This window comes from Mesorhizobium loti, from assembly GCF_003148495.1.
GTDB lineage: Bacteria > Pseudomonadota > Alphaproteobacteria > Rhizobiales > Rhizobiaceae > Mesorhizobium > Mesorhizobium loti.
In genome coordinates this window covers 1-23,189 of sequence record NZ_QGGH01000015.1, presented here as the reverse complement: position 1 = coordinate 23,189, position 23,189 = coordinate 1, and the positions used below count along the sequence as shown (strand labels likewise).

Genomic DNA, 23,189 nt, shown 5'->3' with positions numbered 1-23,189 from the left:
TGTGCTCATGTCGCTTCTCGTCCTTTGATGGCTTTCGGTTCATCGCCGAAGACATGTTCGGCCGCCGGAAACCGGCGCTCCTTCACGTCGCACGCGTAGGCCTCGATCGCTGCCGAAGCGGCCTCTCCCAGTTCGACATAGCGCTTGACGAATTTCGGGCGGAAGTCGCCGAACAGGCCCAGCATGTCGTCGACGACCAGGATCTGCCCGTCGCAGGCCGCCGAGGCGCCGATGCCGATCGTCGGGATTGGGATTTTCTCGGTGATGCGGCGGGCGAGCGGTTCGGGCACTTTTTCCAGTACGACGGAAAAGGCGCCAGCCTCGCTGACCGCAAGAGCATCGCGCCAAATGCGCTCGGCATCCTCGCCCCTGCCCTGCACGCGATATCCGCCAAACACGTTGACCGCCTGCGGCGTCAGGCCGACATGCGCCATGACCGGGATTCCGCGCGCTGTGAGGAAGCGAATCGTCTCGGCGATCGTCGCGCCGCCCTCGAGCTTGACCGCAGCGCATCCGGTCTCCGCCATAAGGCGCGCGGAATTGCGGAAGGCCTGCTCTAGGCTTTCCTCGTACGAGCCGAACGGCATGTCGACGACCAGGAGCGCCCGCTCCATTCCCCGCCGAACCGCCTTGGCGTGCATGATCATCATATCGAGCGTGACACTGAGCGTGGAGGGAAGGCCGTGGAGAACCATGCCGACGCTGTCGCCGACAAGAACGATGTCGCAGTGGCCGTCAACCAACCTTGCGACCGGCGTGGTGTAGGCCGTCAGGCAGACCAGCGGCGTGCTGCCCTTTCGCGCACGGATGTTCGGCGGCGTGATCGCCTTGACGACACCTGCGGCGCTCAATCCACGTCTCTCCTCACCCAGCGTCACCCACGGCCAGTGTCGCGTTTGGCATATTTTTGTCGAGGTGCGAAGAGGTAAAATCGCCAGAGCGCGTGGTGTTGACGCGACGAGTGGTATGATAAAGAACAGAACTAAATCGGTTTAGACAGGCGGAGCTCTGCCAAGTAGGTCAGGAACTATGGATCAGGCAAAGGGACCAAGGAAAGGCAGAGCCATAGGCAAGACCAACGACGTCAACGCGGACCTCATCGCAGTCGTCGTTGCCGTGAACGACGCTGGACCTTGTGTTCTGACCATCGAAGAGGGCGGCGCCCTTCCCTCGGGCCCGTTTGAGCTCGCTCATCGTTCGCTCCAGTCGGGCCTCAGGGCATGGGTGGAACTGCAGACCGGTCAGCCTCTCGGTTATATCGAGCAGCTCTACACCTTTGCCGATCGCGATCGGGTCGGCGCCAACCAGCGCGTGATCTCGATCAGCTATCTCGCACTCACCCGCGAAGAAGATACGGGCGCCTCGGGCAGGCGCAGTTGGGCCAGCTGGTACGACTATTTCCCCTGGGAGGATCATCGCTCCGGCAGGCCCCCGATAGTGCTGGAAGAATTGCGGCCGCGCCTTATCGAATGGGCGGACGGCGCGGACGACGGCGCGACGCGCTTCGATCGCCGACGGCGAGCGGCGGTTGCCTTTGCCTTGGACGGCCGGGCATGGAACGAAGAGCTCGCGCTGCAGCGCTACGAGCTGCTCTACGAAGCCACCCTGGTGGAGGAGGCGAAGCGCGGCGGAGTTTCGGCCATCCTCGCTTCGGTGCCGGGCAGATCGATGATCGCCGATCATCGCCGCATTCTGGCAACGGCTATTGCGCGACTGCGCTCCAAAATCAAATACCGGCCTGTTGTGTTCGAACTGATGCCGCCGCTCTTCACGCTTTTGCAGCTACAGCGAACTGTGGAGGCGCTCTCCGGCAGGCTCATCAACAAGCCGAACTTTCGCCGGCTCATAGAGCAGCAGGAACTGGTTGAGAAGACCGGGGCGACGACCGCCGAGACCGGCGGCCGGCCTGCGCAGCTCTACCGCTTCCACCATACTATTCTCGACGAGAGGCCTGTGGCCGGCACAAAATTACCGCTCGCACGGGCTTGACACCCCTTATAGTCACAACGATTATAAACGTCTTATAATCAGGTGGACTATAACTGGAGGCTCGATGAGCGCCGTCCTGCCTTCGAGCGCCTCACTGTACGACCGCGTTCGGCGCGTTATCCCACGGATCGAGTGGTCGGTCTTCGTCGAGGATATCGACGCAATCCTGAATCTGAAGCGACAGCGGAATGCGGTCATCCTGGCGCATAACTACCAGACGCCGGAGATTTTTCACTGCGTGGCTGACATCGTCGGCGACAGCCTGGCGCTGGCCCGCAAGGCGATGACAGTCGACGCCGATGTGATCGTGATCGCCGGCGTGCATTTCATGGCAGAAACAGCCAAGCTGCTCAATCCCGACAAGACAGTGCTCATCCCGGACCTCAACGCCGGCTGCTCGCTGGCGGACTCGATCACCGCCGAAGACGTACGCCTGATGCGGCAGCGCTATCCGTCCGTTCCGGTCGTCACTTACGTCAACACCTCCGCCGCGGTGAAAGCCGAGTCAGACATCTGCTGCACCTCGGGCAACGCGCTCGCAGTGGTGAAGTCGCTCCGGGTGCCGCGCGTGATCATGCTGCCCGACGAATATCTGGCAAAGAACATCGCGGCGCAAACCAAAGTCGAGATCATCGCCTGGAAGGGGCGCTGCGAGGTGCATGAACGCTTCACGGCGGCCGACATCCGCGAGCTGCGTGAGGCCCATCCCGGCATCAGCATACTTGCCCATCCCGAATGTCCGCCTGAAGTGGTCGCGGAAGCCGACTTCGCCGGCTCGACGGCGGCGATGTCCGACTATGTCGCGCGGCATAGGCCGGCGCGTGTGGTGCTGATGACGGAATGTTCCATGAGCGACAACGTCGCGGTCGAGCATCCGGAAGTAGATTTCGTGCGCCCATGCAATCTGTGCCCGCATATGAAGCGCATCACGCTCGCCAACATCCGGACCGCGCTCGAGGAGAACCGCCACGTCGTCACGATCGATCCTCATGTCGCTGAACGGGCCCGCTGGGCCGTGGAACGCATGCTCTTTGTATGACGGCGGACATCCATCACATTGGCGGAGCGCCGGTCATCATCGGCGCTGGTATCGCCGGGCTCATGACGGCGCTACACTTGGCGCCGCAAACAGTCGTCCTTCTGTCCGGGACCCCGCTCGGAACCGAAGCCTCGAGCACGCTCGCCCAAGGCGGGCTCGCAGCGAGTCTGGGGGAGGACGACAGCCCCGACCTGCACCTCGCCGATACGCTTGCTGCCGGCGATGGGCTTTGCGACGAACAAATGGCCAGGCGGGTGGTAGAGGCCGTACCTCAAGCCGTCGAGAACCTCATTCGTCTTGGTGCTCCTTTCGACCGGTCGCTAGACGGGAGGCTACGGCTGGGCCTGGAAGCGGCGCATTCGCGTCGCCGCATCGTGCACGCCGCCGGCGACGCAACTGGCCGCGAGTTGTTTCGGGCGCTGCTCGGCGTGGCGCGGCGAACCCGTTCGATCACGATCATGGAAGGCATGACAGCGCTTCGCTTGGTTGTCGCGGAAGGCAGCATTGTGGGCTTGCTGACTGTCCTGCATGGCGCCGTGTTCGCATTGCCCACACGCCGCGTGGTGCTGGCCACCGGTGGTATAGGCGGCCTGTTTTGCGATACAACCAACCCGCTCTCCTCATTCGGGCACGGCCTGGCGCTTGCAGCCTGTGCTGGCGCGGAACTAGCCGATCTCGAATTCGTGCAATTCCACCCGACGGCCCTCGACATTGCGCGCCGGCCAATGCCGCTTGTCAGCGAAGCAGTGCGTGGCGAAGGCGCGGTGCTGATCGATGAGCACGGCCATCGCTTCCTGGCAGACACGCCTGGGGCAGAACTCGCATCGCGCGATGTGGTTGCGCGGGCGATCTCGGATCAGCTCGCCGCCGGGCATGGCGTCTATCTCGATGCCCGACATTGTCTCGGGCAGAAATTCGCAAGGCGCTTTCCGGCAATCGACGCTATTTGCAAGCATGCCGGCATCGATCCGGCGGTGGAACCCATTCCCGTGCGTCCCGCTGCTCACTATCACATGGGCGGCGTGGCCGTTGACGCCGAGGGGCGAACTTCCGTTAGCGGCCTGTGGGCCTGTGGCGAAGTCGCATGCACAGGACTGCATGGCGCCAACCGGCTTGCCAGCAACTCGCTGACCGAAGCGGTTGCAACCGCCGCCTGGGTGGCTGAAAGCGTCGCGGCTACCTCTGCGGGTTGGCAGTGGCCTAGGCTTCCGGCAACTGTTCCCATCCGGCCCGACCCTTCACCTATTCGCCCGATTGTGTCCAATGCGCTTGGCATTGTTCGGAATGGGAAATCATTGCGCGACACGGTCGCGACACTGCTGCCGATCTCTGTCGGCGAGACGGCCGCGGCCGATCCGGCCCTGGTGGCACTGTTGATGGCGATCGCAGCTTTTCGACGCGAAGAGAGCCGCGGTTCGCATTATCGGTCTGATTTCCCCGGGCGCGATGCCGCCGCCCTCCCTTCGCGACTGACGCTCTGCACAGCTTTTGAGAATGCCGTCACGCTCAGATGGCAAGCATCCGAACGGAGCCGTTGACATGACTTCACTTGCACCGCTTCCACAGATCATCATGGAGCCCATCGTGCGCTACGCCCTGCTGGAAGATTTGGGCAGAGCCGGCGACATCACGAGCGATGCGATAATCCCCGCCGATTGCAAAGCGACGCTGGCGTTGAATGCCCGGCAGGCCGGCGTTGTTGCCGGGCTCGATTTGGTCATGTTTGCCTTCCTGCTGGTTGATCCCGGGATCAGCATGCAGCTGCGGTGTCCTGAAGGCGGTAAGGTTTCGGCCGGAGAGACGATTGCGATCGTAAGCGGGCCGGCCCGCAGCTTGCTGACCGCAGAGCGCACGGCGCTCAATTTCTTGTGCAAGCTCAGCGGCATCGCGACGGCAACGGCTACGCTCGTAAACGCGGTGCGCGGCTATAACGCAAAGATCGTGTGCACGCGAAAGACAACGCCCGGCCTGCGTGTCCTGGAAAAATATGCGGTGCGAGCGGGCGGCGGCGCCAATCACCGCTTCGCGCTCGATGACGCCGTACTGATCAAGGACAACCATATCGCCATTGCCGGCGATATCCGCACCGCAATCGAGCGGGCGCGTAGCGCCATAGGTCACATGGTCAAGATCGAGGTCGAGGTCGACAGGCTGGACCAGTTGGAGATCGCGCTTACAGCGGGCGTCGACGCCGTGCTCCTCGACAACATGTCGGTCGAGGACCTTGCGCAGGCTGTGGCTATGGTCGGTGGCCGCGCGATCACCGAGGCTTCGGGCCGGGTAACGCGGGCGAGCGCCACGGCAATTGCGGCGACCGGCGTCGACCTCATATCGGTCGGCTGGCTTACCCACAGCGCGCCCATTCTCGACATCGGTCTCGACATGCCGGCCGACCGAAATTGCAACAGGCATCTGAACTGATGGAGAGGACATGAACCGGGATCGCAGGAACTCCTTTGGTGGCAGGCTAACCTGCGTCAGCACGTCCCCGGTTCCACCAACAGCCGACGCAAGCCTTCTCGGCGCCAAGCGACACGCTTCAACAACGGAGGCGGGAGGGACGGACCAGCAAGGCACAGAAAGCCGCGTCGCAGCCCTTGGCGTCATCATCTGCCGACTCGACGAGATGCGCCAGTTGGCGGCCTCTCACGGGCTGGAACTTCTGGGTTATCTGCTGGACGTCGCCTTCACCGAATCCTGCGACGCGATCAGAAAGGAGCATTCCTGTGCTCAGAGTAAAATAACGGAAACCGTAATCCCCACGGATGACGTGAGTTGAGCCTGCGGGCAGCAGTTGGAGAGTCCGCTCACGCGTTTCGATAGAAGACTTCCCGCTGGCATGCGCCTTGTCTTCAGCATCCACTGCAACGCTCCAGGCCAAGGACGGAAGATTATGGAGAACAAGACCTTATGAACGAACTCAGCCCAGACCTGACCTCGGATCCAATCGGTTGGGCGCTTCCCCCCTGGACGCGAGCGGAAGCCCAGGCGCTCCACGACGCGCCCTTCAACGACCTGCTGTTTCAAGCGCAGACCGTGCATCGCCAGAATTTCGATCCCAACAAGGTCCAGCTCAGCCGGCTGCTCAGCATCAAGACCGGCGGATGCCCCGAGGATTGCGGTTATTGCAGCCAGTCTGCGCATCACGAAAGCGGTTTGAAGGCGTCGAAGCTGATGGAGGTCAGGCGCGTCATCGCCGAGGCGACCAAGGCGCGTGACGCCGGCGCCACCCGCTATTGCATGGGTGCTGCCTGGCGAAACCCCAAGGCGCGCGACATGGATGCGGTGGTGGCGATGGTCGAAGGCGTCAAGGCGCTGGGCATGGAGACCTGCATGACGCTCGGCATGCTCGATCTCGAGCAGGCCGCTCGACTGAAACAGGCGGGCCTCGACTACTATAACCACAACATTGACACGTCGGAGCGCTACTACAGCGAGATCATTTCGACCCGCACGTTTGCCGACCGGCTGGATACGTTGGCCAATGTCCGCGACAGCGGCATCAAGGTCTGCTGCGGCGGCATCGTCGGCATGGGCGAGGAGCCAATCGACCGAATCGACATGCTGGTGACGCTGGCCAATCTGCCGGAGCATCCCGAAAGCGTTCCGATCAACATGCTGATCCCGATCGACGGCACCCCGCTGGCCGAAGCTAAACCCATCGAGCCGATCGAATTCGTGCGCGTGATCGCGCTGGCGCGCATCATGATGCCGAAATCGCATGTCCGGCTTTCGGCCGGCCGCACCGCCATGACCGACGAGATGCAGGCACTGTGCTTCTTTGCCGGCGCCAACTCGATCTTCGTCGGCGACACGCTGCTGACGGCGAACAATCCGGGCGAGGACAAGGATAGCCTTCTGTTCCGCCGTCTCGGCATCGAGCCGATGGAACTCGGGGCGCAATGAACGGGGCACAACTTGCCCGCTATGACGCGACCTTGCAGGGACTGGCGCGCAAGGACCGGCTGCGCACACTTGTGCCGCGCGCCGGGCTCGACTTCTCGTCGAACGACTATCTCGGACTTGCCGCCTCCAAAAGACTTGGCGAGGCGGTTGCGGCGGCGATTGCGCGGGGCACGCCGGTGGGCGCGACCGGATCGCGGCTGTTGCGCGGCAATGCACCGGAGCATGAGCAATTGGAGGCGGACGCGGCGGCGTTCTTCGGAGCCGAGCGCGCGCTGTTCTTCGGCAGCGGCTACATCGCCAACTTCGCTCTGCTGACGACGCTGCCGCAAAAGGGCGACCTCTTGATCCTCGACGAGCTTGCTCATGCCAGCATGCATGAGGGGGCCCGCGGTGGCCGCGCCGAGTTCAAGCTCACCGCGCACAACGACGTCGATGCCGTCGAGGATGCGATCACCCGCTGGCGCGCCGACGGCGGCATGGGCAGCGTCTGGATCGCCGTCGAAAGCCTCTACAGCATGGATGGCGACCGCGCGCCGATGGAGAGCCTCGTCGCGCTTGCCGATCGGCATGAAGCATTCATCGTGGTCGACGAGGCGCACGCCACGGGTGTATGGGGGCCGGACGGCCGGGGGCTGGCCGCCGCGTTCGAGGGCCGTGACAACATCATCGCGCTCCATACATGCGGCAAGGCGCTTGGCGCCTCCGGCGCGCTTGTCACCGCACCACGAACGCTGTGCGACTATCTCGTCAATCGCTGCCGGCCATTCATCTACGCCACCGCGCCATCGCCACTGATGGCAGTGGCAGTGCGCGAAGCGCTCGCCATGCTGTCCGACGAGCCCGTGCGCCGCGTTCAGTTGCAGGAACGCGTTGCCTTCGCGGGCCGCCAACTGGCCGAGCGTTGCGGCGTGGTACCCAGCGGCTCGCAGATCCAGCCATTCGTCATCGGCGACAACAGGCGCGCCATGGCGGTGGCGGCGGCATTGCAGGCTCGCGGTTTCGACATACGTGGCATTCGTCCGCCGACCGTTCCCGAGGGCACGTCGCGGCTGCGCATTTCGCTGACGCTCAACGTCGGCGCAGCCGACATTTCCGCCATGGTCGAGGCGCTCGTTGAGGTGTTGGCCCAAACATGACCGGAGCCGACATGACCAAGCGCATCGTCGTCACCGGAACAGATACCGGAATTGGCAAGACAGTGTTTTCGGCAGGACTCGCCGGCCTGCTCGACGGTTTCTACTGGAAGCCGGTGCAATCGGGCCTCGACGGCGAAACCGACAGCGAGGTTGTGGAACGGCTCGCCGGCCTGCCGATGGGGCGCGTCCTGCCCGAAGTGTATCGCCTGAAGGAGCCGCTGTCGCCGCATCGTTCAGCCGAACTCGACGGCGTCGCGATAGACGTGGCAAAGCTCTCGCTTCCGGACTTGCCGGGTCCGATCGTCATCGAAGGTGCCGGGGGACTGATGGTGCCGCTCAACCGGCGCACCAAGTTCGTCGACATATTCGCACAGTGGCGGATGCCGGTCATTCTGTGCGCCCGCACCACACTCGGCACGATCAATCACACCTTGCTGTCGATCGAAGCGCTCAGGGCCCGTTCCATCCCGCTCATCGGCATCGCCTTCATCGGCGATGAGGTGGCCGATACGCAGAGGACGATCGTGGAATTCAGCGGCGTGCGCCAGCTTGGCAGACTGCCGCTTCTCGATCCGCTGACAAGTGAGACGCTGAGGGAAGCGATGGTTGCCGGCTTCGACCTCACAGCGATCGCAGGAGGCGAATGATGACGCAGTCTCGAGTCTGGCATCCCTTCACCCAGCACGCGCTCGAGCCGGCAATCCCCGAGATTGTCCGGACGGAAGGCGCCTATCTTCACAAGGCCGACGGCTCCCGCATCCTGGACGCGATTTCCTCCTGGTGGGTCGTCACCCATGGCCACCGCCATCCCCGCATCATGAAGGCCATCGAGACGACCGCGTCGAGCCTCGACCAGATCATCTTCGCCGGCTTCACCCACGAGCCGGCCGAGCAGCTGGCAGAGGCGCTTGTCGGCCTCGCCCCGCCCGGCCTCGACCGGGTGTTCTATTCCGACAGCGGCTCGACCTCCGTCGAAGTCGCGTTGAAAATGGCGCTCGGCTATTTCCGCAACCTCGGCGCGCCGCGCTCGCGCATTGCCGTCATGGAGCACAGCTACCATGGCGACACCATCGGCACGATGAGCGTCGGCGCCCGCGGCGTGTTCAACGCCGCCTACGAGCCTTTGCTCTTTGAGGTCGACACCATCCCCTTCCCGGCCGCCGGCCGCGAGCAGGAAACGCTGGATCGTTTCGAGGCTGTCAGCCGTGACCGGCGCGTCGCCGCGCTGATCGTCGAGCCGCTCGTGCTCGGCGCTGGCGGCATGCTGATGTATCCGGCTTCGGTTCTGGCTGAATTGAAGAAGATCACTGAGGCCTCCGGCACGCTCTTGATCGCAGACGAGGTTATGACCGGCTGGGGACGCACCGGAACCATGTTTGCCTGCGAGCAGGCGTCCATATCTCCTGATATCCTGTGCACCTCGAAGGGCTTGACCGGCGGTGCCATCCCGCTGGCCGCCACACTTGCCACTGACGCCATCTTCCAGGCTCACTATTCCGAGGACCGCAAGAAGACCTTTTTCCACTCGAGCTCCTACACCGCCAATCCGATCGCCTGCGCGGCAGCACTTGCCAATATCGAGATCTGGCAGGACGAGCCGGTGGCCGAGCGGATCGCGGCCCTGAGCGCGAAGCAGGCCGCCGGGCTTCAACGCTTCCGGGACAATCCATATTTCTCCGACAGCCGGGCGACCGGCACGATCGCCGCCCTCGATCTGCGTACCGACTCTGCCGGCTATCTGGCCGAAATCGGGCCAAAACTGCGCGCATTCTTCCTTGAGCGCGGCCTGCTTGTGCGCCCGCTCGGCAATGTCCTCTATCTTCTGCCACCCTATTGCATCACCGGAGACGAGTTGGACGGGCTCTATGACGCCATCGAGGAGGCCGGCGAACGCTTCGGCTCAAAGCCATGAGCCGGTCGTCGCGCATTCTCGGGTTTGGTCATCATGCGCCGGCGCGCAAGGTGGAGAACCCGGAAATCGAAGATCGTCTCGGGCTTGAACCCGGCTGGATCGAGCGGCGCACCGGGATTCGGTCGCGCTTCTGGGCAACGGACGAAGACACGCTGTCGGGCCTTGCCGCGCATGCCGGCGACATGGCGCTGGCAAATGCGGGCATCAACCGGAGCGACATCGGCCTGCTGTTGCTCGCCACCTCGACACCCGATCACCTCCTGCCGCCGAGCGCGCCACTGGTCGCACATCGGCTGGGACTGGGTCGTGCTGGAGCGATCGATCTGACCGGTGCCTGCGCCGGCTTCATCTATGCGCTGATGTTTGCCGAAGGCTTTACCCGCCTCCACGGCAAAGCGAGCCTTGTCATTGCTGCTAACATCCTCAGCCGCCGCATCAATCCGGCCGAGCGCGCCAGCGCCGTGCTGTTTGCCGATGCCGCCGGCGCCGTGGTGATTGGTCCGTGCGATGACCCGGATCGAGGCATTCTCGGCGCTTCGGTGGATTCCGACGGCTCGCGCTACGGGCTGATCCAGATTCCGGCGGGAGGAAGCAACAGACCGTTCCATGGCGACCTCGATCTCGAGCAGATCCGCATGACGATCACCGACGGCCGTGAAGTGTTCGGCAAGGCGGTCGAGATGATGACTGCCTGCTCGGAGGACGCGCTCGCTACAGCCCAAATGCGGCCGCAGGATATCGATCGGTTCGTGCCGCATCAGGCCAACGCCCGCATTTTCGACGCGGTCGGGAGGAACCTAGGCATAGCCGATCACGCGATCGTCAAGACGATCGCCGACTATGGCAATTCTTCCGCCGCAACGATCCCGCTCTCGCTGTCGCTGGCCCATCGGATGCAGCCGTTTCGGCCGGGCGAGAAAATTCTTCTGGCGGCGGCGGGCGCGGGCCTCAGCGGCGGTGCCCTCGTCGTCGGAATTTAGCCGAGCGAACCAGCTGCCAAGATTCACCTTGTATGATGATGAGGACAACAGAACCAATGCGAAAAATAGTGGCCGGCAAGCTGCACGGCATTCACGTCACCGAAGCGAACCTCAACTACCATGGTTCGATAACGCTCGACCCCGACCACTGCGAGGCAGCCGGGATCCTGCCGATGGAATTCGTGGAGATATGGAATAAGAATTCCGGTGCGCGGATTTCGACCTATGTCATCCTCGGCGAGCGCGGTTCACGGTGCTGCATCCTCAACGGAGCGGCGGCTCGCACCTGTCAGCCCGACGACCCGATTATCGTCTGCAGCTCCATCTACCTGGACGAAGCGCATATCACTTCGCTGAAGCCGCGGATCGTCACGTTCGACCAGGATAACCACATACTCGACCGCCTGAGCTACTCCGTCGATATTGACACAGACGGCCGTTACAGTTTCGCGATTCTTGACGAGGCGGATGAGCCTTTGGTCATTCCTGCCCTGGTCTCCGGGGCGTGAGCCGCGCTCCAAATGTGCGAGCCTCTTCGCCCCGTTGCAACGTGCTCGGCACTGAAGAGCGTCTAGTCTAAGACTCGACGAAGTTGCTGACGCTCAGCTTCGAAAGGCTGATGCCCACTGCGCCTTGGGCACCGTGGGCCTTCGTGGGATGGCGCAATGTCTCGCATCTGCTGATCGGCGAACAGCGGTTTGCATGTCTGACCCTTGTCTCAGGTTACTTGCGGTGGCGGCTTGCAAATTCTTGCTGCCTTCTCAAGCGCCGCGGCTGGGTCCTTGACGACCTGGCTTTTCATGATCTTTGCCGCCGTGTCGATCAAGCAGGCCATCGTCTTCCGCATCGGCAGCGGTGCCAACCATCATCGCGAATATGGCTAGCCGAACGGTCGCAAGCAGCACTGAGGTGGGCCTTCGGCAAAGTGTTTCCCGCCGGCACCATGGGCTCACCAGCCATCTAACGCCTGATCCGGTTGCATATCAGCGTTCGTCGATCGGCGGCTTGGCAGCAAGGCCGAGCCTGGCTCGTTGGCCATCGGCGAAATTTTCGGCGGGAGACTGTGTCTTGAACCGAAGAACTGTCAGTTTGCCGTCCTCGACAGTATGAACGACCCATCCCCCACCGCAACGCTTGACGCGCACGTCATTAGGTTCGCCAGCCACCATTACTGCCCCTCATTTTCGTCGCCCTTAGGATGAGACTGGAAGCCGTTCCCGCACATCGGAAAACATGGGACCTTACGTAACGTCAAGCCCCAATTTTGGGATAGCCGATGCCTCGTCGATTTCAGGGTGACGGCGATTGAGGTCCGCAAAGTCCGTGCGCGCGCAACCTCGTGCTCGGATCGACTTAGATGCGCAGATTTTGCATGTTAATTCAGCCTTGTTATCCACAGCTAACGTGAATGGGAACGCGTATTCAGTCCGAGTAGCTCAGCAGAAAATCCGCCGCTCTGGTGCCTCAGCGCCATCACCCGGCACCTTCAAGATGTTTCATAGCTCCGGACCGTTCCGAACGATCAGGGTGCCGGATGGCCACTCGCTCATCGAGCGTCCAATCGGCACAACCACGACGAGCACGTCCTCGACGCGCGTGGGCGGCAGGTCGAGATACACATCTGCGAGAGTGGACCGCACACGAACGCCCGACACAATCGCCGCCAGGCCGTCTCTGCAGAACCTCTCCATATGGTTCCGCATCGCGTGCCGAACGGTGCCGAAAGCGAATGGAACCCCAAGCTGCTGCAACACTGGATATACAAGGCGCATTGAATGACTGATCCCTTGTCCCTCAAGATCCGGTCGCACCCCGTACAACCCCAGGTCGGCCACCAGGAGCTCGACCTCGTCAACTTTGATGAAGCGGCGTAGTATGCCGATATGAGCCGCTACGCCGTGCGCGTCGTAGCTGATTGCGCGGAGCTCCGGTCTCGCACCGGCCCAGCTACGGCCGCCTTCGAATGGCTCTGCGTTGAAGGCCCCAGTCGGTCCGTAGGTCTTTCGGAAAAACTCGGACAGTTCGACATGGTCGGCCTGTTGCAACTCATTTTCCCAGCACAACTTCCACCGCACGTCAGAGCACATCGAAAGACCTCATCTTTGTTGCTGTTTTGTTGGGGAAGCGCCTAGCAGGGGGACGCTTGTCGCATCGAGCCGGCTCGATGTAGCTTGCGCAGGTCACCGAAGAAACTAGCCGCAATGAACATGCGACTCCGTTGTGTTCCGAGCACGCTGGAAGGCGTACACCAGAAAAATACGGCTCGGAGCCAATACAAACATCGATAATTACCTTTGGCTTACATTTTTTGAAATCTTACTATGCGACGTTCTGCAGAATTGGCAAAATCCTTTGTTTCGATGAATGCATCCACGCTATGGATAGGAAAGCATGCGCTTCAAGAGCTTGATCTAGTCTCGGCCCAAGGCGGCCTTTAACACGAGGCTTCGACCCGGCCAGTTGCCCGACCGACCCGCTCGTCAGTTGCCAGACAACCGACTGCTATCTGGGTGGGAACCTTCCTCCACCGTTGATACACGTCATTGGGGCGCACTGAACTTTTCAGGCTAAATCATTGCTATGCCGCCGTTCACATGAATGGTCTGGCCGGTGATGTAGGCGGCCTCGTTCGCGAGGCAACTTCCACCCCGGTGCCCATGCGCCTGGCCGGAATGGCGGCCATGATCGCTTGTTTCTGCTTGTCGTTCAGCTTGTCGGTCATGGCCGATTCGATGAAGCCCGGCGCCACGCAGTTCACCGTCACGCCGCGTGTCGCGATCTCCTGTGCCAGCGATTTCGACATGCCGATCATGCCAGCCTTTGACGCGCAATAGTTCGCCTGGCCGGGATTGCCGGTTACGCCGGACACGGAGGTGATGTTGATGATGCGGCCGTTGCGGCGGCGCATCATCGAATGGGTCAGTTCGCGGGTGAGCCGGACCGCGGCGGTCAGGTTGACCTCGAGTACCGCGTCCCAGTCCGCGTCCGACATGCGGATAAAAAGCCCGTCCTTGGTGATGCCGGCATTGTTGACCAGTATGTCGACGCCTTCGAGTTCGGCTTCCGCGTTTGCGCCCAGCGCCTTGACCTCATCGCGGTTCGAGAGGTTCGCCGGAAACAGTCTTGTCCGCCCGCCAAGCTCGGCAGCCAACACCTCGAGCCTCTCGACACGCGTGCCGTGCAGGCCGACGGTTGCGCCCTGCGCGTGCAGCGCCCGCGCCACGGCCTCGCCGATTCCACCGCTTGCTCCGGTGACGAGCGCGTTGCGGCCGGTCAGATCGAACATTTATCGATTCCCTTTCTAAGGACCGGCTTCGCACGGAAGCGGTCACTGGCGGCCATGCGCCTTCCAGACATTATCGGGTACAGCTTTGGACAGGCCCTCGAGCCGAACTCGAAGGGCCTCGCTCAACCTTCGGGGTAGCGGTACGTCCACGTCGCTTCAACAGTTGAGAATTTTGCAAAAAATGGGACCCCGGCTTGTCCAGCTTCCGCTGCCACTTGGCGCATTCACCGAGGCGGTCCGAGGGGCAGGTCCTTCACAATCGTGATCCGGCAAGCATTTGGATCCGAGAGATAGAGTCACTGGAGGCATCTCGCATCGCTTTTACACCTGCTTGAACGCCAGAACTGCGTTCATGCCGCCCATGGCGAAGGCGTTGCTCAGTGCCACGCGCACTTTGCGCTCGCGCGCCGCATTGGGCGTGACGTCGAGATCGCAATCGGGATCTGGCTCGCGATAATTAGCGGTCGGCGGCACGACGCCCTCCCGGATCGCCATCACGGAGGCGATCATTTCAAGTGCGCTCGCTGCGCCCAGGCAATGCGCGTGCATGGACTTGGTGGACGAGACCGACATCGAATAGGCATAGTCTCCGAAGACGCGTTTGATCGCCGCCGTCTCGGTCTGATCGTTGGCCTTGGTGCCGGTGCCGTGGGCGTTGAGGTAGTCCACGTCCTCGGCATTCAGCCCGGCGTCGGCAAGGCAAGCGCGCATCGCGGCCTCCGGCCCCTCGATAGACGGCGCGACGATGTGGAAGGCGTCGCCGGAAAGGCCGATGCCTGCGATCTCGGCAAGCATTGTGGCACCGCGTACGGCGCATGCTCATAGCTTTCCAGCACGGACATGCCCGCACCCTCGCCTATCACCACTCCCTTCCTGTCGGCGGAGAAGGGCCGGCAAGTATCCGGAGCGAGCGCGCGCATTGCTTCCCATGCCTTCATCTGAAGGCATACGAGCGGCGCTTCGGCGCCTCCGGCAAGCATCACGTCGGCCCGGCCGAGCCTGATCTGATCCGCGGCCGAAGCGATCGCATGGTTGGCTGATGCGCATGCGGAGGCGATGGCAAAGACCGGGCCGCGCAGGCCGAGACTCATGCTGACCTGGCTGGCAGCGGCGCTCGGCAACCCCCTTGGTGCAGTGTAAATGCCAGCACGCTTCGCCCCGCCCAAAAGGAGGTCGCGGTAGGTTTCTTCGACCGTTCCCCAGCCCCAGCCGCAGACGCCCACTGTCGCGCCGAAGCGATACGGATTTCCCTCATCGCAGGAAAGTCCGGCGTGTTGCATGGCTTCGCGCGCTGCACGCACAGCGAGCAAGCTGTGGCGGTCCATGGAGACGAGCTGGTTGCGGCCGATGTCGTGCTTGGGGCAGCTCCTTGATCTCGGTACCGACAGTGCCCTTCATCTCATGAAGCGCAGAAGTGACCATCGGGCGGATGGCGGAGCGACCTTCGCGCATCTCTTTCCAGATAGAGGCGGCGTTGTTGCCTAGGCCGCAAAGCCCGCCCATCCCAGTAATGACGACTCGCCTGTCCAATCAGACCCCCTTCGCGAGCAAACCGCGGACAGCTTCCACCATGTCGCCGACATTCTTGAGATTCGACCAGGCATCCGCCGCGTTCATGTCGATCTTGATGTCGTAGGCCTGCTCCACATCCCAGAGGAGATCCGCCAGACCCAGCGAATCGACTCCGAGCGAGGTCAGTTCCGTGGCAGTCGTTATTTCGCCGATGGTGGACACACTCTCGCCGCTCTCCGATTCGACGCGGTTCTTGATCGTGGCAATGATTTCCGTTGCGAGTTGATCAGCCATTCTGTTCCTTTCCATAACAATGCCTTTTGACGCGGGCGCGGCGCCATACCTCTGTCAGTCACGTCGCGAAAATCGGCCCTAACCAGGCTTGTGCCACTCACCAACAGCAATCGGACTATAGAGATCGGATGAGTTCCGGTTGGTCTGAGGCGTTGCGATCCAACCGCAACTCATTTTCCCGGGGCAACTTCCATCGCACGTCTGAGCTCATGGAAAAGTTTTCTCCTTTCGGCTCCTTTTCGCAGTCGTCACACGATAAGGGGGCGGGCGATCAGGGCGTGTGAGGTGCTGACGTCAAATGCGAGATTCCGGAAGATTGAGAAAATCGTTTGTTTCGATGAGATGCATCCACCCTGTGGATAGAAATACAGTCCGATGAACGGGCAAGCCTCTGGTGCGGGAAATGATGCTAAAGGAGACATCCCGCATGGCCACTCCACGCAAAAGCTCGGCACGTCTCGGCGCTGCCAAATGCTCAGCGCCTCACCTCGCTCTCTACGGTGCGACGAAGCGCGCTGGCGGATCGCGGAAGACACAATGGTTACCGATCCGCAGGGTGGATTCATCCTGTGGGTCGAGCTTCCGAACACCATCGATTGGCTCGACTCTTTCAGGGCTGCATCGCCTGGAAAATCGTGATCGCCCACCCTCTTGTCTTGACTAGCCCCAGCCTAGGGCTTATCTCGTCGCATTGTTAGCGCTCGCCCTTGGTGAGTGCTAACCGCAGGCCGGCATAGCCGAGCTTTGTAAGTTATCCGGCGTCGCCGGACGCTTTTCTCACCGTTCTCATCGAGGAAGAAAAAATGGCAAAGTCGAAGTTCCGCCCGCTTCATGACCGCGTGGTCGTACGCCGGGTCGAATCCGAATCCAAGACCGCCGGCGGGATCATCATCCCGGACACGGCAAAGGAAAAGCCGCAGGAAGGCGAGATCATCGCCGTCGGCTCCGGTGCTCGTGACGAAGCTGGCAAGCTCGTTCCCCTGGACGTCAAGGCTGGCGACCGTATCCTGTTCGGCAAGTGGTCGGGCACCGAAGTCAAGCTCAATGGCGAAGACCTTTTGATCATGAAGGAAGCCGACATCATGGGCATCATCGGCTAACACGCCGCCGCCTTTCATCCGTACCATCCAATCTGAATTTCGGGCGAAATGCCCAGGAGTACAAAATGGCTGCCAAAGACGTAAAATTCTCCCGTGATGCCCGCGAGCGCATGCTGCGCGGTGTCAACATCCTCGCTGACGCGGTGAAGGTCACGCTGGGTCCGAAGGGCCGCAACGTCGTCATCGACAAGTCGTTCGGCGCCCCGCGCATCACCAAGGACGGCGTCACCGTCGCCAAGGAAATCGAGCTCGAAGACAAGTTCGAAAACATGGGCGCACAGATGGTCCGCGAAGTTGCTTCGAAGACCAACGACATTGCCGGCGACGGCACCACGACCGCGACCGTTCTGGCGCAGTCGATCGTCCAGGAAGGCCACAAGGCGGTTGCCGCCGGCATGAACCCGATGGACCTGAAGCGCGGCATCGACCTCGCCGTAACCGACGTCGTCGCGACGCTGATCAAGAACGCCAAGAAGATCAAGACCTCGGAAGAGGTTGCCCAGGTCGGCACGATCGCCGGCAACGGCGACGAGTCGGTCGGCGCCATGATCGCGGAAGCGATGCAGAAGGTCGGCAACGAAGGCGTCATCACGGTCGAGGAAGCCAAGACCGCCGAGACCGAACTCGAAGTCGTCGAAGGCATGCAGTTCGATCGCGGCTATCTCTCGCCCTACTTCGTCACCAACGCCGACAAGATGGTTGCCGATCTCGAGGACGCCTACATCCTGCTCCACGAGAAGAAGCTCTCCAACCTCCAGGCCATGCTGCCGGTTCTCGAAGCCGTCGTGCAGACCTCGAAGCCGCTGCTCATCATCTCGGAAGACGTCGAAGGCGAGGCCCTGGCCACGCTGGTCGTCAACAAGCTGCGTGGCGGCCTGAAGATCGCCGCCGTCAAGGCGCCGGGCTTCGGTGATCGCCGCAAGGCCATGCTGGAAGACATCGCCATCCTCACTGGTGGCCAGGTCATCTCGGAAGACCTCGGCATCAAGCTCGAGAACGTCGGCCTCAACATGCTCGGCCGCGCCAAGAAGGTGTCGATCTCCAAGGAAAACACCACCATCGTCGACGGTGCCGGCAAGAAGGAAGAGATCCAGGGCCGCGTCGCCCAGATCAAGCAGCAGATCGAGGAGACCACCTCGGACTACGACAAGGAGAAGCTGCAGGAGCGTCTCGCCAAGCTCGCGGGCGGCGTTGCCGTCATCCGCGTCGGCGGCGCGACGGAAGTCGAAGTCAAGGAAAAGAAGGACCGCGTCGATGACGCCCTCAACGCGACCCGCGCGGCCGTGGAAGAAGGCATCGTTGCCGGCGGCGGCGTTGCCCTGCTGCGCGCGTCGCTGACCATCAACGCTGTCGGCGTCAACTCCGACCAGGCCGCCGGCATCAACATCGTGCGTCGTGCGCTGCAGGCTCCGGCCCGCCAGATCGCGGCCAACGCCGGTGCAGAAGCCTCGATCGTTGCCGGCAAGATCCTCGAGAACAAGGGCGCGACCTTCGGTTTCAACGCCCAGACCGGCGAATATGGCGACATGATCGCCATGGGCATCATCGATCCGGTCAAGGTCGTGCGCACGGCTCTCCAGGACGCGGCCTCGGTCGCCGGCCTGCTGGTCACCACCGAAGCCATGATCGCCGAGGCTCCGAAGAAGGAGTCGGCTGGCGGCGGCATGCCTGGCGGCATGGGCGGCGGCGGCATGGGCGGCATGGGCGGCATGGATTTCTAAGGTCCGCGCCTCTCACCAATCTCGAAGGGCGGCAGCAATGCCGCCCCCTTTTTTTTGGAATGGAGCCGGTCGGAAAAGGTTTGGGGCTCGCGCTTCAGCTTTGCGTTCTCGTCTTCCAAGGCTTTCAGCCGTTTGGCATCGGAGACGTCCATCCCGCCATACTTCGCCTTCCAGTTATACAGCGTCTCGGAGATCCCATGCTTGCGCGCCAGGTCGCCCGCCTTTGCTCCCGCCTCATGCTCACGCAGAACCGCGATGATCTGCTCTCTTCCGTAAACCGCTTTCTCTTCATCAGTCCGTCCTTCAATCGAGGCCGGACTCCTCAGGTGGGGGAAATTACCCGTGGCAGGCCAGTCGTCCGCGCATTGCCCACCTGTGGTAGTTCCAGATCCTACGTATCCGAAGGCCAGCGCCAAGGATCCGTCCCCTTCTAGGTCCAGTTGACGGGTTCCGACCTCGACAATCGAATTAGAAGCGTAGCGCTGCGTTCGTTTAATTCCCAGCCTTTACACCACTTCCGACTTTAGCTTTACGCCAGCGACGTCGATCAAATGGAAACATAACGAAATCGCGCACGGTGAGCGGCTCCGATTGGTCTCGGAGGCCAACTTCCGGCCACTCGTTCTTTTTTGGCCAGTATGCCGTTGCAAAAATCGTGTCCCAGATAGTTGTAAAGAACCCGTAGTTTCGGCGCTGGTGATGGGGTTCCAACGAGTGGTGAATGCGGTGGAACTTGTTGTCGCCAATGATATATCGAAGCGGCCCAAGATTGATGCGGGTGCTAGAGTGTGAAAGATGGACCTGAAAAGTAATCAGCGTCATGGCAACAAAAGGCACTACGCCAGATTCGAAGTGGAACAGCGTGAGTGGTAGTGACACCAACCCTGCGGCAACGAGTGGCTCGGAAATGTGATGATGGCAATTCCATGCCGTCAATTCGCGGATCGAGTGGTGAGTAGCGTGCATGCGCCAGAGGAATGGAACAGCATGCTGAGCGCGGTGCATCCAGTAGTAGAAGAAGTCGCCGGCAATCGCGACCAAAACGCCTGAAAGGACGGCCAATCCATTATTAATGATTGCGTTGTCAGAGTGAAGCAACGTACCGAAATTGATCGTTACAAGCGGCTTTATCCCTAACCAGCCCACGCTCACAGCGTAGAAGTGCCACATAAAGGCACCACATCCGAGGCGAATAATATAATTTCGCACGCCGCGAGCGTATGAAGCAAAACTGTATCGATAAGCCGGAAAGGTTAGCTCCAGCGCGGCGCATAACGTTGCGAAGATTACAACCATCTCAAGCGAATACACGAAGATCTGGGTCATTTGGTTAATATCGAGAATGTGCATTTCTTTGCTCCTGCGAATCCTTCAAAATGAGGGGCTCTCATCAACGCAGTGCCTTCGTCACGAGGGCGAGACCAATGTTATGCGTCTCCGGCGCAGCCCTAAACTCGAGTCGGCATCCGGACCGATATCCGCGCAGAAATCACGGCGCACGGCAGGGATGTGCTATGCAGTTTTCACAGAGAGTTAAAATTAGTTTTTTGGATAGACCCATCCATCTCCCAAATGGTTGGAGGAGCCCCAGTAGACGAAGTGGTTTGCGCAAAACGACCAGCTATGCGCCAGTGATGAGGCGTGCAGCAGAGGTTGCATAGCCAGCAGCGTTGCGAACGGAGATCGTGTCTCAGGAAGTTCTCTAATCGCCTTCGTCAATAGGCTCCTTCTCTCCTCGTTGGTGCAGCGCCTGCCGGGCTCAGGGTTCTCTCCGAGGTCGATTGCAAGGATCGCCGCATGTTTGCGTTGGAACGGGTGGGGTCGAACTGGTGTTCGCGGTTCCGTAGGACCGCATGCATGGGAGCGACCTCATCCGCGCAGCGTCCCGGCAAGGATGCAACTCGGGAACTGGAGTTGATGATGGAAATCGAAAACTCCTTATTAGAGCATGGACCCAACTATGCGCGTCGTTTACGTCGGAAGGCGCCGGCGAAGGACGATATATGGCATCTCGATGAAGTCGTGGTGCGGCATCAACGGTCAGAAATGCTGGCTGTGGCGAGCAGTCGATCAAGAGGGCTATGTGCTCGACGAGATCGTCCAGACGCGCCGCAACACCAAGGCTGCCAGGCGCTTGCTGATGCGGCTTCTGAAGAACCAGGGCATCGCGCCAAAGCGGATCACCGACAAATTGCGCTCCTACGGGGCGGCAAGACGCCAGGTCATGCCGAACGTGGAACACCGATCGCACAAAGGATTGAACAACCGAGCAGAGAATTCCCACCTTCCGTACCGAAAACGAGAGCGGACGCGACAGGGCCGTTGCTTATCGGCTTGCCTGAAAAGCCACAGCGGGAACTTGCGCGCCCGTACCTCAAATAACGTGACAGCACCGCAAAAGGGGTTCGCGATGCTCTTCACGAGCCCGTCCCGCGTGTGCCTGTCATGAAGTGAAAGCTTTCCGAAGCGCGAATCGAGATTGAGGCTGTCATTGCTCTCGGCTAATCAGGAAGTGCTTTTGCAAAGACGGAGGGCCGGTCGATCTCGTCCGATCGTCCGGCACAAGGTGTGCTTATTAGTACACTAGCGCAGCTAGTAACTTAGCCATGAAGGGGGACCACGGTTTGACCGTGACACAGTCGCTGACGAGACGTCTCAAAAATCCCGAGCTATTTGACGATCTGGCCGGTGTGCCTGGTCGGAATGCGGAGCAAGCCACGAGGCGCTTTTCGGTGTTCAATCCCTCAACAGGCGAGCTGTTGGCTGAGCTTCCAGATATGGATGTCCGGGACGTTTCCTTGGCAATCGACAAGGCCGAAGCTGCGCAGGAACATTGGGCGGCGCTCACCGCGCGCGAGCGCTCCGACATCTTATGGGAATGGCACCAACTGATCCTCGACCACAGCGAGGATCTTGCAGCCATTTTGACGGCCGAAATGGGTAAGCCGCTTGCAGAGGCGAAGTCTGAAATCGCCCATGCTGCAGCCTACCTCCAATGGTATGCCGAGGAGGCCAATCGCATCTATGGCGAGACGATTTCGCCGCCTTCTAACGACAGGCGTATGCTGGTAATCAAACAGCCGATCGGTGTTGTCGGTGCCATTACTCCTTGGAATTTTCCCGCCTCGATGGTGGCTCGCAAGATTTCGCCGGCGCTTGCCGCCGGCTGCGCGATTGTTCTGAAACCCGCGGAGCAAACACCGCTTGTCGCGGGTGCTATGTTCACGCTTGCCCGGATGGCAGGTTTTCCCGATGGCGTTCTAAACTTGATCTACGCATCGGAAGGCGATGCGGTTGGGCGTGAACTTTGCTCGAACCCGAAGGTCCGCAAGATTAGCTTCACGGGGTCGACCGCGGTAGGGCGGCTGCTCATGAGGGCGTGTTCGGACCAGATCAAAAGAACCAGCTTCGAACTTGGTGGTAACGCTCCTTTCATTGTTTTTGATGATGCAGACGTAGACGCTGCCGTCGATGGTGCGGTACAGGCAAAGTTTCGGAATGCCGGCCAGACCTGCGTTTCAGCCAATCGGCTTTACGTACAGTCCAGCGTGTATGATGAATTCTGCGACAAATTCACCAAGCGCGTCAGTGCATTGCGCGTCGGTGACGGTTTCGAGCCAGAAGTTTCGATCGGTCCCCTGATCGATAAGTGCGCGCTTGCAAAGATTGAAGATCATATTCGCGATGCTGTGCGGCAGGGTGGGAAGATCCGTTGCGGTGGCAACCGTATCGGCGAATCGGGAACCTTCTTTGAGCCCACGGTGATCACCGACGTCGAAAGGACAATGCGGGTTGCTCAGGAAGAAACCTTCGGACCGCTGGCTCCCATAATCCGCTTCAACAATCCCGACCAGGTGGTGCGCGAGGCGAATGACACGATTTACGGTCTTGCAGCCTACTTCTACGCTTCCAATCTAAAGCGTGTGTGGCGCGTGGCTGAAGCCCTCGAATACGGAATGGTCGGCATCAATACGGGACGCATGTCCTCCGAGGCCGCACCCTTTGGCGGAATGAAGCAATCAGGGATTGGTCGTGAAGGGTCGCGCCACGGCCTCGAGGATTATCTCGAAATGAAGTACCTGTGCATGGGTGGGTTATAATCCCGCAGCATCCGCGTCCCATTGACATCGCGCTGACAATCCGCCGCGGCCATCATGGAATGGTGGCCTTCGCTCAAGGCCCAGCGTAAACCTTGATGCCGTCATCGCCGCCGCCATCCGTAAGCGCCTTGCCGATCGCCTATGGATTTGGGCTTGACGTTTTCCGGAATCGCCAGGGCATGAGTTCCTCGATCTGGCTCTGCGGATGGCCGTT

At 61.1% G+C, this 23,189-nt stretch carries 18 protein-coding genes and 4 pseudogenes; 14 read left to right on the top strand and 8 right to left on the bottom strand.

The annotated features are described in order from the left end of the window. Positions 1-5: 5 nt before the first annotated feature. Positions 6-851, bottom strand: a complete 846-nt coding sequence (gene panB / locus C8D77_RS31210) for a 3-methyl-2-oxobutanoate hydroxymethyltransferase (protein WP_109671347.1) — start codon at positions 849-851, stop codon at positions 6-8. Positions 852-1,029: 178 nt separating this feature from the next. Between panB and C8D77_RS31205 the strand changes: the two genes are divergently transcribed. The 4 genes from C8D77_RS31205 (at position 1,030) to nadC (ending at position 5,449) form a co-directional block, all read left to right on the top strand. Beyond that, complete coding sequence (locus C8D77_RS31205; RefSeq protein ID WP_027056575.1) at positions 1,030-1,989, top strand: NUDIX hydrolase; 960 nt, start codon at positions 1,030-1,032, stop codon at positions 1,987-1,989. 64 nt (positions 1,990-2,053) lie between these two features. Next, positions 2,054-3,028: a quinolinate synthase NadA gene (nadA, locus tag C8D77_RS31200; RefSeq protein WP_027056576.1), complete on the top strand. Its 975-nt coding sequence runs from the start codon at positions 2,054-2,056 to the stop codon at positions 3,026-3,028. Next, on the top strand, positions 3,025-4,566 hold the full coding sequence (locus tag C8D77_RS31195; RefSeq protein ID WP_109671346.1) for an L-aspartate oxidase: 1,542 nt from the start codon (positions 3,025-3,027) through the stop codon (positions 4,564-4,566). The genes nadA and C8D77_RS31195 overlap by 4 nt, the downstream gene beginning before the upstream one ends. 1 nt (position 4,567) lies before the next feature. Further along, positions 4,568-5,449, top strand: coding sequence for a carboxylating nicotinate-nucleotide diphosphorylase (gene nadC, locus C8D77_RS31190; protein WP_109671345.1), 882 nt, complete (start codon positions 4,568-4,570; stop codon positions 5,447-5,449). Between the two features lie 118 nt (positions 5,450-5,567). Here the strand turns inward: nadC and C8D77_RS38130 are convergent, their stop codons facing one another. Further along, positions 5,568-5,891, bottom strand: a complete 324-nt coding sequence (locus C8D77_RS38130) for a hypothetical protein (protein WP_208866582.1) — start codon at positions 5,889-5,891, stop codon at positions 5,568-5,570. 47 nt (positions 5,892-5,938) lie between these two features. On the opposite strand from C8D77_RS38130, the gene bioB reads away from it, so the two are divergent. From bioB to panD, 6 genes are read left to right on the top strand one after another with little or no spacing between them, the layout of a single operon-like run. Continuing rightward, positions 5,939-6,934 (top strand): biotin synthase BioB, encoded by a 996-nt coding sequence (gene bioB, locus C8D77_RS31180; protein WP_097576702.1) that lies wholly within the window; start codon positions 5,939-5,941, stop codon positions 6,932-6,934. Next, positions 6,931-8,070: an 8-amino-7-oxononanoate synthase gene (locus C8D77_RS31175; protein WP_109671344.1), complete on the top strand. Its 1,140-nt coding sequence runs from the start codon at positions 6,931-6,933 to the stop codon at positions 8,068-8,070. Before bioB ends, C8D77_RS31175 begins: the two co-directional genes overlap by 4 nt. A gap of 11 nt (positions 8,071-8,081) precedes the next feature. Beyond that, entirely contained in the window at positions 8,082-8,717 is a 636-nt protein-coding gene (bioD, locus tag C8D77_RS31170; RefSeq protein ID WP_027056582.1) for a dethiobiotin synthase, read from the top strand. Beyond that, positions 8,717-9,982 (top strand): adenosylmethionine--8-amino-7-oxononanoate transaminase, encoded by a 1,266-nt coding sequence (locus tag C8D77_RS31165; RefSeq protein ID WP_109671403.1) that lies wholly within the window; start codon positions 8,717-8,719, stop codon positions 9,980-9,982. Before bioD ends, C8D77_RS31165 begins: the two co-directional genes overlap by 1 nt. Beyond that, positions 9,979-10,962, top strand: coding sequence for a beta-ketoacyl-ACP synthase III (locus tag C8D77_RS31160; RefSeq protein WP_027056584.1), 984 nt, complete (start codon positions 9,979-9,981; stop codon positions 10,960-10,962). The genes C8D77_RS31165 and C8D77_RS31160 overlap by 4 nt, the downstream gene beginning before the upstream one ends. Before the next feature lie 56 nt (positions 10,963-11,018). After that, a complete protein-coding gene (gene panD, locus C8D77_RS31155) occupies positions 11,019-11,471 on the top strand; it encodes an aspartate 1-decarboxylase (protein WP_097576706.1) in 453 nt (150 codons plus the stop codon). Between the two features lie 987 nt (positions 11,472-12,458). On the opposite strand, the gene C8D77_RS31145 is transcribed toward panD, so the two are convergent. From C8D77_RS31145 to C8D77_RS31130, 4 genes and pseudogenes are all read right to left on the bottom strand, one after another. Further along, the gene (locus tag C8D77_RS31145; RefSeq protein ID WP_109671343.1) at positions 12,459-13,049 is read right to left on the bottom strand and encodes a NodA family N-acyltransferase; all 591 of its coding nucleotides are present in this window, start codon (positions 13,047-13,049) and stop codon (positions 12,459-12,461) included. A gap of 480 nt (positions 13,050-13,529) precedes the next feature. Further along, positions 13,530-14,248: pseudogene (gene fabG, locus C8D77_RS31140) on the bottom strand (3-oxoacyl-ACP reductase FabG). Positions 14,249-14,569: 321 nt separating this feature from the next. Beyond that, a pseudogene (locus C8D77_RS31135) lies at positions 14,570-15,778 on the bottom strand (beta-ketoacyl-[acyl-carrier-protein] synthase family protein). Further along, entirely contained in the window at positions 15,779-16,054 is a 276-nt protein-coding gene (locus tag C8D77_RS31130) for an acyl carrier protein (RefSeq protein WP_109671342.1), read from the bottom strand. Positions 16,055-16,857: 803 nt separating this feature from the next. Here C8D77_RS31130 and groES point away from each other — a divergent pair. After that, on the top strand, positions 16,858-17,154 hold the full coding sequence (groES, locus tag C8D77_RS31125) for a co-chaperone GroES (protein ID WP_006333965.1): 297 nt from the start codon (positions 16,858-16,860) through the stop codon (positions 17,152-17,154). 65 nt (positions 17,155-17,219) lie between these two features. Continuing rightward, positions 17,220-18,875 (top strand): chaperonin GroEL, encoded by a 1,656-nt coding sequence (gene groL / locus C8D77_RS31120; RefSeq protein WP_109671341.1) that lies wholly within the window; start codon positions 17,220-17,222, stop codon positions 18,873-18,875. A gap of 89 nt (positions 18,876-18,964) precedes the next feature. Here groL and C8D77_RS31115 read toward each other — a convergent pair. Next, positions 18,965-19,167: pseudogene (locus C8D77_RS31115) on the bottom strand (transposase); the annotation flags it as partial. Between the two features lie 200 nt (positions 19,168-19,367). Next, positions 19,368-20,225, bottom strand: coding sequence for a sterol desaturase family protein (locus C8D77_RS31110; RefSeq protein WP_027055676.1), 858 nt, complete (start codon positions 20,223-20,225; stop codon positions 19,368-19,370). Positions 20,226-20,825: 600 nt separating this feature from the next. On the opposite strand from C8D77_RS31110, the pseudogene C8D77_RS31105 reads away from it, so the two are divergent. Both C8D77_RS31105 and C8D77_RS31100 read left to right on the top strand, forming a co-directional pair. Further along, a pseudogene (locus tag C8D77_RS31105) lies at positions 20,826-21,192 on the top strand (IS6 family transposase); the annotation flags it as partial. Between the two features lie 289 nt (positions 21,193-21,481). After that, positions 21,482-22,975, top strand: a complete 1,494-nt coding sequence (locus tag C8D77_RS31100) for an NAD-dependent succinate-semialdehyde dehydrogenase (RefSeq protein WP_051355484.1) — start codon at positions 21,482-21,484, stop codon at positions 22,973-22,975. Positions 22,976-23,189 lie beyond the last annotated feature (214 nt).